Source organism: Streptomyces sp. NPDC031474, assembly GCF_055581185.1.
In genome coordinates this window covers 139,663-151,492 of the sequence record NZ_JBVIJX010000010.1, presented here as the reverse complement: position 1 = coordinate 151,492, position 11,830 = coordinate 139,663, and the positions used below count along the sequence as shown (strand labels likewise).

Here is an 11,830-nt window from a genome sequence, read left to right as displayed (position 1 = left end):
GAGGGTCGCGTCGGTCACAGCGCACGCTCGTAACTCGCCCAGGCGATGTGCGACTCGTGCAGCGTGACCGCGATGGCGGCGATGCCCCGGGCGCCCTCACCGAGCGCGCCCTTGTTGATCCGCTCCGCGAGCCGGTCGGCGACGACCTTGGCGAGGAACTCCGTCGACGTGTTGATGCCCGCGAAGTCGGGCTCGTTGTCGAGGTTGCGGTAGTTCAGCTCGCTGACCACGGCACCGAGTTCCTGCGTGGCCAGTCCGATGTCGACGACGATGTTGTCGTCGTCCAACTGCTCGCGGCGGAAGGTGGCGTCCACGAGGAACGTCGCTCCGTGCAGGCGCTGCGCGGGTCCGAAGACCTCGCCGCGGAAGCTGTGGGCGATCATGATGTGATCGCGGACGGTGACACTGAACAACGGACGACCCTCCAGGTGCGGCGCGTCTGGTCCCCCGGCCGTTGGCCGCCGGGGGATGCCGTGTAGTACGGCTCTTCGCTTCCCCCCGTTCAGCCCGATCTCACTCTTTTCTCAGGTCAGGCGCTCCTGCCCGTACCCGATGCGGTGACACAGCGCCGGGATCTCACCCGACGCGAGCTTCGGCATCACCTGCGGCAGCTCCTCGAAAGCGCTGTCCCCCGTGACAAGCGCGTCGAGCGCCGGGTCGGCCAGCAGCTCCAGGGCGAGGGCGAGCCGGTCGGCGTAGGTACGGCTGGAGCGGCGGGCCGGGGAGACGGTGCCGACCTGGCTGCTGCGGATCACCAGGCGGCGGGAGTGGAACTCCTCGCCGAGCGGCAGGGAGACCTTCCGGTCGCCGTACCAGCTCAGTTCGAGGACGGTGCCCTCGGCCGACAGCAGTTCCAGGGAGCGGGCGAGGCCCTGTTCGGTGGCGCTGGCGTGCACGACGAGGTCGAGGCCGTCGCGGGCGTCCTCGGGGGCGGCGAAGTCGACGCCCAGGGCCTCGGCGATCTTCGCCCGCGCCGGGTCGGCGTCCACCAACTGGACCCGGACGCCGGGGAAGCGGGCGAGGAGGGCTGCCACCGAGCAGCCGACCATGCCGCCGCCGACCACCGCGATGCGGTCGCCGACCAGCGGCGCCGCGTCCCACAGCGCGTTGACGGCCGTCTCGACGGTGCCGGCGAGCACGGCCCGCTCGGCGGGCACGGAGTCCGGTACGACCGTCACCGCCGTCGCCGGGACGACGTACCGCGTCTGGTGCGGATAGAGACAGAAGACCGTGCGCCCGACCAGCTCCGCCGGGCCTTCCTCCACCAGCCCGACGTTGAGGTAGCCGTACTTCACCGGCCCCGGGAACTCGCCCTCCTGGAACGGCGCCCGCATGACCGCGTGCTGGCTCTCGGGCACCCCGCCCCGGAAGACGAGGGTCTCCGTGCCACGACTGACGCCGGACCACAGCGAACGCACCAGGACCTCGCCCTCGGCCGGGGCCGGAAGACCGACTTCGCGGATCTCTCCCTCACCCGAAGAGGTGACCCAGAACGCACGTGCGCTGATCGACATCCACATCCTCCTGAACGATCGGGAACCTGTTCACGTACCGAGGTGTGCACAGTCCGCGCACAGTACGCGGCACTGATCATCTCTGTCATCTGGCCGGAGGAATGTGCGGTGGCCCTGAACAACACTTACGACGCAAGGCTGGTCCAGCAGGAGACCGCTGTGGGAGCGGGCGTTCAGATCCTGTTGCTGGCTCTGCTCGGCACGGCGATCGGCATGGGGCCGGCGGGCTGGGTCACCGGTCTCGTCTTCGCCATCGCCACCTGGGCGGTGCTCTCCCGGGCGCTGCACCGTTCCAGTCTGCGCACGTTCGGCCCGGCCAACCGGGTCACGCTCGGCCGGGCGACGCTGGTCGGCGGGGTGACCGCGCTGGTCGCGGACTCCTTCGAGAGCGCGCCGCCGGTGACACTCCTGGTCGGTCTGACGGCGGTGGCCCTGATCCTCGACGGCGTCGACGGCAAGGTCGCCCGCCGCACCGGCACCTCGACGGCGCTGGGCGCGCGCTTCGACATGGAGGTCGACGCGTTCCTGATCCTCGTGCTCAGCGTGTACGTCTCGATGGCGCTGGGCCCGTGGGTACTCCTCATCGGCGGCATGCGCTATGTCTTCGTCGCCGCGGCCCGCGTCGCCCCGTGGCTCAACGCCCCGCTCCCGCCGAGCACCGCCCGCAAGACGGTCGCCGCCCTGCAGGGCGTCCTGCTGCTGCTGGCGGGCGCGAACCTGCTGCCGTACGCGGGCAACTTCGCCGTCGTGCTGCTGGCGCTGGGCTCGCTGGTGTGGTCGTTCGGCCGGGACGTGCTGTGGCTGTGGCGCACCTCGCGCATCACGGCCGAGGCTCCGGCGCCCAAGATGCTGGAGCTCGTGTAGCGGTATCCCGCCCCGGCAGAGGTGAGGCCCGGACCGTGCAAACGGTCCGGGCCTCACCTCTGCGCCGGTGCCAGGACACCACTACGCCGGTGCTACGACCGCGTCGACCGCGTCCGTACGACGGCGAAGACGGCCGCCGCGAGGCCCAGCACGCCGACGACCAGCCCGGCGACGCCCAGGCCGCGGGCGGTGGAGTCACTGCTGTCGGCGGAGGCCGCTGTCGTGCTCTTGGGAGAGGCGGTGGAGGCAGAGGTGGTGGGGGCAGAGGCGGTGGAGGCGGGGGTGTCGTCCGCCGCCGCTGTCAGCTTCAGCACCGGCGCCGGGTTCTCCGGCTCGTCCGCGCCCGCCGCGGCCTCCTCGATCCAGCGCACGGTCTTGCCGTCGGAGTACGTCTGCAGGGTCTTGAAGGCCAACTGGTCGGCGTCGTCGGGAAGCCGGCCGAAGGCCACGTCGAAGTCCTCGTACTGGCCGGCGCCGATCTTCCCGCCCGTCCAGGTGATCTCGGAGACGGCGTCGGTGATGGTGCCGTCGTCGGTCTTGACCGGCGTCTTGAGCTTGGTGGTGGTCACCTTCGCGGTCCAGCCGTCCTGCGGGTGGACCAACACGCCGAGCACGGGATGGTCGGTGGGGAGGAAGACCTGGACCTTGGTGGTGCTCGCGGTGTCCTCCTCGTTGGGAACCCGGAAGCTGAGGACGCCGTCGGCGGCGCCCTTGGCGTAGCTCTCGGGGTGAACGGTGACGTGCGCGGAGGCCACGCCGGCGGCGGTGAGGACCGTGGCGGCGGCGAGCACGGCGCCGAGACCGGCGCGGCGCAGAGCGAGGCGTGTCGTGGGCATGAGTGGGTGATCTCCGTACAGGAAGTCAGGAAAGGTGGGAGTCGGGCCCGGACAGGTGTGGCGTCCGGCCCTGGTTCAGCTCGCGTACGGGATCGGGGTGGGCGGTCCGCGGCGGCTCACAGCGTGCCGCAGCAGCTGTTGCCGGGGTGGGACCGGAGCCGGAGCGGCGGCGGGGAGAAGCGACGGCACGGGCAACGGGACGGGGGCGTCCCGCCACCAGGCCGCGAGGCCCGGCAGGAGCGCGACCGCCCAGCGCAGCAGCTTCCACAGGGCGGCCTCCCCGCGCCGCAGCCACCAGGAGGCGGCGAGCGCGGCAAGGACATGGGCGGCCGTGGCGTGCGGCGTCATCGCCGTGGCGGTGTGGGCGTGCATCTGCATGCCGTGCCCGGACGGCATGGCCATCGCGGGCATGGTGTGCGCCGTCGTACGGGAGCGGGCCGCGTCGAACGCGATGTGCAGACCGGCCTGCGTGGCGAGCATGGCCGCGCCGATCCCGGGCAGCGAGCGCTCCCGGGCGCCGAGCAGCCACCCGGCGGCGAACACGGCCAGGAATCCGGCGCCGTCCGCCCACGGCGGCGGCGTGTCACCCGTGGCGAGCCCGTGCCCGGTGGCGGCCAGCAGCACACACACCGCGGCGAACACCGCAGCGCGCAGACTCCGGACCTCCGGGGACGCACTCATGGTGAGGGATCCTCCCACGCCCGACACATACGTCGACGCCCCCTCCCGCGTTCACCCGCCCGGCCCGCACGACGAAGCACCACAAGGGCAGCACCCGATACGACGGCCACGACAAACCGCCCTCGCACACCGACGACAACCCGGCGGTCAGGACCGACCGCCGGCCCACCCCCGACGACAACCTGACGCCCAGCCCGCGCTCGCCGCCTTGAGCACACCCCGCCGATCCCGCGCTCACCCCCTCCGGGTCGTACGGAAGACCAGGGCGACGGCGGCGGCCGGCACCGCGGACAGGAGGAGCCAGACCACTGTCGGCGGCAGGCCGGCGTCGAGGAGGGCGCCGGTGGCCGCACTGCCGAGGAGCACCATCAGTCCCGAGGCCGAGGACAGCGCCCCGGTGTACAGGCCGAGCCTGCCGTCCTCGGCGAGGTCGGGCACCCAGGCGCGGGCGGCGGGCGCGAGGAGCATCTGGCCGAGGGTGAGCAGCACGACGAAGCCGGCCGCGGGCAGCAGCCCGCCCGTCCCGGTCCGCCCGGCGGGCAACGCGGCGGCCACGACGGCGAACCCGGCGGCGATCAGGGCGAGTCCGGCCGCCATCGACCGGCGTGGACTCAGCCGCTCCCCCACCCACCGGGTGACCGGCAGCTGCGCGGTCACCACCAGCAGCGACGACAGCGCGAACAGCCAGGCCAGCGGCGCCTGCGAACCGGCCGCGCGCTCCACCTCGGCGGGCAGCGCGAGATAGAGCTGGTTGTAGGCGAGGAGGTAGGCGCCGTACGCGCCGCACAGGGCGAGGAAGCGGCGGTTGCGCAGCAGCGGGCCGAGACCGCCGCGGACCTCGACGCGGGTTCGGCCGGGGATGTGCTGCGGCAGCAGCCGGGCGTGACCGGCGAGGACGAGGACGAAGACCCCGGCGCCGGCCAGGCACACCGCACGGAAGTCGACCTCCAGGAGCAGCGCGCCGAGCAGCGGCCCGACGAACGCACCGGCCTGTCCGGCGACCGTGAACAGCGCCAGCACCCGGGTCCGCGACCCGCCGCCCGACTCCTCGTGCACCACGGCCTGCCGGGCCACCTCGGACTCGACGGCGGGCGAGAACAACGCGGCCGCGAACCCGATGAGCAGCACTGCCCCGACGACCGTCCAGGGCTGCTCGGCGTACCCGAGCCAGCCGAACCCGGCGATGCGCAGGACGCACCCGGCGAGGACGACGGGCCGCACCCCGTACCGGTCGGCCAGCGCCCCGCCGACCACGAACAGGCCCTGTTGGCTGAAGGTCCGCAGCCCGAGCACGAACCCGACCATCCAGCCCGCCATGCCGAGCGCACTGCCCAGGTGCTCGGCAAGGAACGGCAGAACGACGAAGAAGCCGACGTTGAAGGCGAGTTGAGTGAGGATCAGCAGGCGTAGGAGAGGCGTGAGTCGAGCGGTTTCCTTCGCCACGCGATACGGCGGCGACAAGGGCGCGGACCCGGGCATCGTCATCGTGTGCCCGCTACCTCGGCTTCGGTGACGGTCCGTTCACCGGTACGCAGGTGTGCCGATCCCCCCGGTTCTGCCGGTTCCGCGTTGTCCGCCGTACGACGCCGTCGTGGTCGTCGCAGTGCTCCGGCGGCGGTGACGGCGAGGGCGCCGAGGAGGGCGAGGACGGTGGCGGGGGCGAGGACGGCCCAGGGGGCTCGTTCGGCGTAGGGTTGGTTCTCGGCGAGGAGCAGGCCCCACTCGGGGGACGGCGGCTGGGCGCCGAGGCCGAGGAAGCCGAGGGAGGCCAGAGCGAGGGCGATGCCGGGCAGCCGCAGCAGGGCGTGGCGGGCGACGGGCGGCAGGACGGCGGGCAGGAGTTCGCTCCTCAGCAGATACCAGGGGTCGGCGCCGAGGGCCCGGGTGGCGGTCAGGTGGAGGGTGGCCCGCTCCTGCCGCAACAGCGCCGTGGTGTGCGCGGCGAGCGGCGCCCAGGCCACGACCGCCACGGCCAGGACGGGTGTCATGGGCCCGCTGCCCCAGACCGCGCCGGCGAGCAACGCGGCGAGAACGGGCGGTACGGCGTTGACGGTGTCCACGAGCGGCCCGGACAGCCGGGGCAGCAGTCCGAGCAGGACTCCGGCGGTCAGTGCGATCGCGCTGATGGCGAGGGCGAGGAGCAGGGTGTCGAGGGCGCCGTGCGCAACCCGGGCGAGGACATCGCGGCCGAGCGCGTCGGTGCCGAACGGACGGGTGAGGGAGGGCGGTTGGAGGCGCGCGTGGGTGTCGAGGGCCAGCGGGTCGCGGGGCAGGCCGAGGGCGATGACGGCGAACAGCACAAGACCGTGGGCGAGCGGCAGGATCCTGCGGGCCGTCGGCGATGGCGTGTGGAGTGTGTGCAGGGCACCGTCGCGCAGGGCGGGCCCGATGAGCAGCCGCGCGGCGAGACGGGCGCCCCCGGCGGTGACGGCCGCGAGCGCGACGAGGACGAGCGCGCCGGCCTGGAGGACGGGCAGGTCCTGGGCGATCGCCGCCTGGAGGGTGGTCCGGCCGAGCCCGGGGATGTCGAAGATCTGCTCCACGGCGACGGACCCGCCGGTCAGTCCCACGACGAACAGCCCGACGTTGGGCAGCAGCCCCGGCACGCAGCGGCGCAGCGCCTTGCGGGCGATGACCCGGCCGCGCAGTCCGCGCGCGACGGCTGCCACCGCCCATGGCTCGGCGAAGGCGGCGGGCAACTGGTCGTCGAGGAGGCGTCCGAGCACCGCCCCGGCGGGCAGGCCGAGAGCGAGCGCGGGCAGCACGGTCCACTGCGGGCCGTACCAGCCGAGGGCGGGCAGCCATCCCCACTGCACGCCGACCACCGTGGCGAGGACCGAGGCGGTGAGGAACTCCGGCAGTGCGGCGAGGACGGCGGAGCCGGTACCGCCGGCGGTCCGGCGGTCGAGGCTGCGCCGCGCGCCGAGGTACAGGGTGCGGGCGCACACCCCGGCGCCGGTGACGACGGCGACCGCCAGCGCCACCGCCATCAACAGCAGTGACACGCCCAGGGCTTGGAGGATGCCGGGCATGACCTCCGCGCCGGAGATCCACGACCGTCCGGCGTCCCCGCGCGGCAACCCCGTTGCCCACTCCCCGAGAAGGCTCAACGGGCCGTCGTCCAGGCCGAGTTGGGCGCGCACGTCGGCGAGCACCTCGGGGGTGGGGTCACGGTCGGCGGACCGTGACTTCAGCACGGTGAGCGCCGGGTCGGTGTGCGAGAGCCAGGGCAGCAGCCCGATCCCGCACACCAGCAGCGCGGCCAGTCCGGCACGCCACAGCAGCGTGCCCACCCTGCTCCTCATGCCGTCAGCGCCGGGTGCCGGTGCCGACGAGGGTCCGCTCGTACGGGTCGAGGAGGACACCGCTGACCTTGGCGGCCACGCCGGTGATGACACGCTGGTGGACCAGCGGGACGACGGCGTCGGTGCCGAGGATCGCGGCTTCGGCGGCCATCGCGGCGTCCTGCCGCTTGTCGGTGTCGGCGACCGCCTGCGCCGCGCCGACGGCCCGGTCGGCTGCCGTGTCGCACAGCAGGGCCAGGTTGTAGCCGCCGTCGCAGGTGAAGTCGTTGGCGAGCACGGAGACGGGGTCGCCGGTGTCGAGAAGGCTGTTGCGGGCGCCGACGAAGGCGTCGAACCTCCCGGCGAGCGCGTCGCTCTCCAGTCGCGAGTACTCGCGCACCTCCAGCTTCACCGTGAAGCCGGCCTTCTCCAGCTGCTGCTTCAACACCTGTGCGGTTTCGGGGAGTTCGGGCCGGTTGTCGTAGGTGGCGAGGGTGAGGGAGGCCCCGCCGGGGGCGCCGGCCCTGGCCCGCCCGGTGGGCGGGACACGCTTGCCCGCGGCCCAGGTGACGGCGGGGCCGTATATCCCGGCGCCGGCGTCGGCGTGCCCCTCGTAGACGCCCTCGGCGAGGGCGGAGGTGTCGACGGCCGCGCGGGCGGCGGCGCGCAGGGCCGGGTCCTTGAAGACGCCCGACTTGGTGTTGAGGAACAGGCCGGTGGTGCGGGTGGTGGCAGTCTCGCGGCGGGTGTCGGCGCCGAGGGTCGCGGCCTGGGCGACGGGTATCGCCTCGGCGAGGTCGACCTGACCGGTGCGCAGCGCGTTGGCGCGGGCGGCGCCGTCGGCGATGAAGCGCACATCGATGCCGGAGGCCTGGGCCCGGCCACCCCAGTAGTCGTCGAAGCGGTCGAGGTCGGCGCCGGTGGCGCCGGTCACGTTGGTGATCTCGAAGGGGCCGGTGGCGGTGCCGACCGGGTCGACGGCGCCCTGCCCGCCGTCGTACGCCTTCGGGGCGAGGACGGCGAGGCCGGGGCTGGACAGCCGCAGCGGCAGGACCGGGTCGGGGGCGCTGGTGGTGACCCGCACACCGGTGCCGCCCGCCGCCCTCGCGGTGAGGGTGACGCCGGAGAGCGCGGCGGGGGCCGGCTTGGCCTGGGTGGCGTGCGTGAGGGATGCGGCGACGGCGACGGGTGTGACGTCCGTACCGTCCTGGAAGTCGGCCTCGCGCAGGGTGAACAGCCAGGTCCGGTCGTTCTCGCGGCGCCACGACGCGGCGAGTGCGGGGGCGGCGGCGCCATTGGCGTCGAGGGCGGTCAGACCTTCGGTGACACCGAGACGACTGAGGATCGTCGCGTCTGCGCCGTACGGGGAGAGGTTCTCGGCGGGCGGGAAGGCGAGGGCGATGCGCAGCCGGGAGCCGTCGTCACCGCCGGAGGCCGCACCGTCACCGCCGGAGGAAGAGGCGAAGCAGCCGGCGAGGAGCGGGGCGAGGAGGAGGGAGGCGAGCAGTCGCGGGAGAGGGGGGCGACGGGGGTGGCGCACGGGTGACCGACCTAGGGGGTGGGGGACGGAGCGGGGAACGGGGTGAGGGATGGGGTGGGGGATGGGGTGGCGAACGGGGCGGGAGCATGGAGGGGGAGGTCGAAGTGGACGATCCGCTGGCCGCCGCCGGGGTCCGCACGCTCGTCGTGCACGACCTCGCCGAGCGAGCGCCAGAAGCCCTCGGCCCCTTCCACAGCCGGGTCGGTGTGCAGATAGACGGACCGGTAGCCGCCGTCCTCCGCCGCGAAGGCGAGGAGTTCGGCGACGAGCCGCCGTGCGAGGCCGCGCCGCCGATGCTCCCGACGCACATAGACGCGACGTAGTTGCGCGGTCGTGCCGCAGGGGTAGCGCTCGGCGACATGACGCGGGTTCGGCGGGTGCACGGGACCGCGGGAGTCCAGGGCGGCCGTGGCCACGACCTCGCCTCCCCCACCCTCACCCTCAGCACCCTCGATTGCGACCAGCAGGGTGTGGCGGGCCGGAACGAGGTAGGCGGCGACCGGGTCGATGATGTCGCCGTGCCAGCGCGGCACATAACCGGTGCCGAAGTCGCGGTAGACGGTGTCGAGCATGACGGCACGGGCGCCGTCGAGGTCGTCTGGCCCCGCGGGCCTTATGCAGTAGTCACGCACCTGCACATCATATGCATTAAGGCTCATGCACTTGATCACCGCCCGACACACCCTCACACCACCCCGCTCCGACTTGACAGCGATCATGACCTCCCCTAAATCTAGCCACATGACATTCATTTTCAAAACGGCGGGCCGATAGGTGCGCGTCGCGTTCGTGGGGAAGGGCGGCAGCGGCAAGACGACGCTGTCGGCCCTGTTCGCTCGGCAGTTGGCGCAGTCCGGCGCACCGGTGCTCGCCGTGGACGGCGACATCAACCAGCATCTGTCCGAGGCCCTGGACCCCACGGCCGAAACGCCGCCCTTCACCGCCCCGCCCCTGGCCGCACACCTGGGCGAGATCAAGGACCTGCTGCGCGGCACCAACCCGCGGATCACCTCCCGTGAGGCCATGGTCAAGACGACCCCGCCGGGCCGCGGCTCCCGACTACTGCGCCTGCTGGGCCACGACGCACTGCACGCCCGTCATGTCCAACGGGTGGGCGGTGTGCCGCTGATGGTGACGGGCGAGTTCGACGAGAGCGACCTGGGCGTGGCCTGCTACCACTCCAAGCTGGGCGCGGTGGAGCTCTACCTGAGCCACTTGGTGGACGGTCCCGGCGAGTATCTGGTGATGGACATGACTGCCGGTGCCGACGCCTTCGCCTCCGGACTGTTCACCCGCTTCGACATGACGTTCCTGGTGGCCGAACCGACCCGCAGGGGCGTCTCCGTCTACCGCCAGTACCGTGACCACGCCCGAGAGTTCGACATCCCTCTCGCCGTGATCGGCAACAAGGTGACCGGCGAGGACGATCTGCTCTTCCTCAAGAAGGAAGTGGGCGACGACCTGCTCACCCACCTCGTTCTCTCGCCCTGGGTCCGCTCGGCCGAACGGGGCAGCCCCCAGGGCGCGTTGGAGGACACCAACCGCCACGCCCTCAACGTCCTGCGTGAGACGGTCGACGCCCGCGCGAAGGACTGGCCGACCCTGCACCGCCACGCCGTCGACTTCCATCTGCGCAATGCCCGGTCCTGGGCGAACAAGGCAACGGGCCAGGACCTCGCGGCGCAGGTGGACCCGGAGTTCGTCCCCGGCCCGGCGTCACTGCCGTAGGCGGACCCGAACAACCTCACCCTCCCTCTCCCCTCCACAAGAACAGGACCTCATACCCATGTCTCTCGACGTCTCCCCGAAGCTCCTCGCCGAGGCCGAAGCCGGTGCCATCCGCGAGGAGGACTTCGTGGACACGGTCCGTACCTCCCTCCCCTACGCCTACGAGCTCGTCGACTCCCTCGCCTCCCAACTGCACGCCGGAATCAGCGAGTTCACCGACAACCAGACACCGCCGGCGTCCGAGCAGGAGCGCGGCCAGCTGCTGCGCGCCATGGCCAGCGATGCCATCCGCGGCAGCCTGGAACGCCACTTCGACATCGCCCTGGCCTTCCAGAACTGCCACCGCGTCGCAGCGTTCCGCCCGGGGGCGCGGAACGGGGACACGTATGCACGCTTCACGTCCACGCGGGCCCAGGTACTGAACCAGTCGGCGGAACTGCGGGACTGCTGACGCCGACACGAACACACGCAGTCGTCGACGCGGCTCACGGCCACGCGAGGAAGACCGTGCCGAGGCTCAGGAGATTCCGCGAGACGGGCACGGCCTTCCCGCAGGCCGCCGTGAACACGACACGGACGTCGGGAGTGAAGTCCGGTGCTCCACAGGCGCAGTACCCGCGAGTCGCTCGCCGCATATGAACCGCCAACGGCCCTTTGAGGCTTCACCCGGTCTCGCGTCGTCCCTCCCATCGCTGCCCTCATCGCCCACCAGACCTCACGCCCAGCCGATCCCCGTGGCATCGAGCAGCCGCACCAAGTCCTTCCGCCCGTATCCGAGGAGTGCGGCGCGATGGGCCGACATGAGCATCAGATGCGCCACGATCTGTGCGCCGTAGCCGTTTCTGTCCTCCCCGAACCACTCGTCGGGTTTCTCGATGCCGAGGCTGTTCATCACCAGCCCGTGCTCCCGGCGGATCTCGGCGACGGTGTCGGACACGGCACTCAGGAGCGAGGCCCCCGGTCGCTCGCACTCCAGGGCGAAGCAGCCCCAGTCGGCGGGTTCGCAGCCGGTGGGCGGACGTGTGCGCAGGCTCTCGTACCGCTCGTCCCCGAAGCCCCCTTGGCCGAACTCCTCGTGCACCAGGGCGAACCGGTGGAACCCCGGCGGCGGAGGAGCGGGCGGCGGAGTGTACTCGCAGCCGGCGTCCTCGTAGACCAGCCGCTGCACCTCCTCCTCGTCCGCCAAGGTGACCGTGTAGCCGGTCTCGGTGTTGCGGCCGGTGAGCGTGCCATCGGCGTTGCGCTGGAAATGCAGGCTCATGTGTACCCCCGTGGTCCTCACAAGCGGGAAGATCCCGACACCCGCACAACGGCCCGCCGATTTCGCGCGTGCCCCGTCCGCCATGAGTTCACTCGTTCGCGTGAACGACCCGTCTGCACACT

The 11,830-nt window shown here is 72.4% G+C and carries 12 protein-coding genes; 3 read left to right on the top strand and 9 right to left on the bottom strand.

What is annotated here, in order from left to right:
• Positions 1–14: 14 nt before the first annotated feature.
• Together ACZ5SK_RS22210 and ACZ5SK_RS22205 are read right to left on the bottom strand one after the other, a co-directional pair.
• Positions 15–413 carry a 6-pyruvoyl trahydropterin synthase family protein gene (locus tag ACZ5SK_RS22210; RefSeq protein WP_319671315.1) on the bottom strand — a complete coding sequence of 133 codons (399 nt, stop codon included), beginning with the start codon at positions 411–413 and terminating at the stop codon, positions 15–17.
• A 111-nt stretch (positions 414–524) separates the two neighbouring features.
• Positions 525–1,514: a zinc-dependent alcohol dehydrogenase gene (locus ACZ5SK_RS22205; RefSeq protein WP_334575423.1), complete on the bottom strand. Its 990-nt coding sequence runs from the start codon at positions 1,512–1,514 to the stop codon at positions 525–527.
• 108 nt (positions 1,515–1,622) lie between these two features.
• Here ACZ5SK_RS22205 and ACZ5SK_RS22200 point away from each other — a divergent pair, with 108 nt between their 5' ends.
• Complete coding sequence (locus ACZ5SK_RS22200) at positions 1,623–2,378, top strand: CDP-alcohol phosphatidyltransferase family protein (RefSeq protein WP_334575424.1); 756 nt, start codon at positions 1,623–1,625, stop codon at positions 2,376–2,378.
• A gap of 92 nt (positions 2,379–2,470) precedes the next feature.
• Here the strand turns inward: ACZ5SK_RS22200 and ACZ5SK_RS22195 are convergent, their stop codons facing one another.
• From ACZ5SK_RS22195 to ACZ5SK_RS22170, 6 genes are all read right to left on the bottom strand, one after another.
• The gene (locus tag ACZ5SK_RS22195) at positions 2,471–3,214 is read right to left on the bottom strand and encodes a YcnI family protein (RefSeq protein ID WP_334575425.1); all 744 of its coding nucleotides are present in this window, start codon (positions 3,212–3,214) and stop codon (positions 2,471–2,473) included.
• 75 nt (positions 3,215–3,289) lie between these two features.
• On the bottom strand, positions 3,290–3,895 hold the full coding sequence (locus tag ACZ5SK_RS22190) for a hypothetical protein (RefSeq protein WP_334575426.1): 606 nt from the start codon (positions 3,893–3,895) through the stop codon (positions 3,290–3,292).
• A gap of 234 nt (positions 3,896–4,129) precedes the next feature.
• Positions 4,130–5,374: an MDR family MFS transporter gene (locus tag ACZ5SK_RS22185; RefSeq protein WP_334581092.1), complete on the bottom strand. Its 1,245-nt coding sequence runs from the start codon at positions 5,372–5,374 to the stop codon at positions 4,130–4,132.
• Between the two features lie 2 nt (positions 5,375–5,376).
• The gene (locus tag ACZ5SK_RS22180; protein ID WP_361701899.1) at positions 5,377–7,200 is read right to left on the bottom strand and encodes an ABC transporter permease subunit; all 1,824 of its coding nucleotides are present in this window, start codon (positions 7,198–7,200) and stop codon (positions 5,377–5,379) included.
• A 4-nt stretch (positions 7,201–7,204) separates the two neighbouring features.
• A complete protein-coding gene (locus tag ACZ5SK_RS22175) occupies positions 7,205–8,719 on the bottom strand; it encodes an ABC transporter substrate-binding protein (RefSeq protein ID WP_334575429.1) in 1,515 nt (504 codons plus the stop codon).
• Positions 8,720–8,730: 11 nt separating this feature from the next.
• On the bottom strand, positions 8,731–9,351 hold the full coding sequence (locus ACZ5SK_RS22170; protein ID WP_334575430.1) for a GNAT family N-acetyltransferase: 621 nt from the start codon (positions 9,349–9,351) through the stop codon (positions 8,731–8,733).
• A gap of 142 nt (positions 9,352–9,493) precedes the next feature.
• Here ACZ5SK_RS22170 and ACZ5SK_RS22165 point away from each other — a divergent pair, with 142 nt between their 5' ends.
• Complete coding sequence (locus ACZ5SK_RS22165; protein ID WP_334575432.1) at positions 9,494–10,447, top strand: ATP-binding protein; 954 nt, start codon at positions 9,494–9,496, stop codon at positions 10,445–10,447.
• A gap of 58 nt (positions 10,448–10,505) precedes the next feature.
• Positions 10,506–10,898, top strand: a complete 393-nt coding sequence (locus ACZ5SK_RS22160; RefSeq protein WP_334575433.1) for an SCO5389 family protein — start codon at positions 10,506–10,508, stop codon at positions 10,896–10,898.
• A 264-nt stretch (positions 10,899–11,162) separates the two neighbouring features.
• On the opposite strand, the gene ACZ5SK_RS22155 is transcribed toward ACZ5SK_RS22160, so the two are convergent.
• On the bottom strand, positions 11,163–11,708 hold the full coding sequence (locus tag ACZ5SK_RS22155; protein ID WP_334575434.1) for a hypothetical protein: 546 nt from the start codon (positions 11,706–11,708) through the stop codon (positions 11,163–11,165).
• Positions 11,709–11,830: the final 122 nt, after the last annotated feature.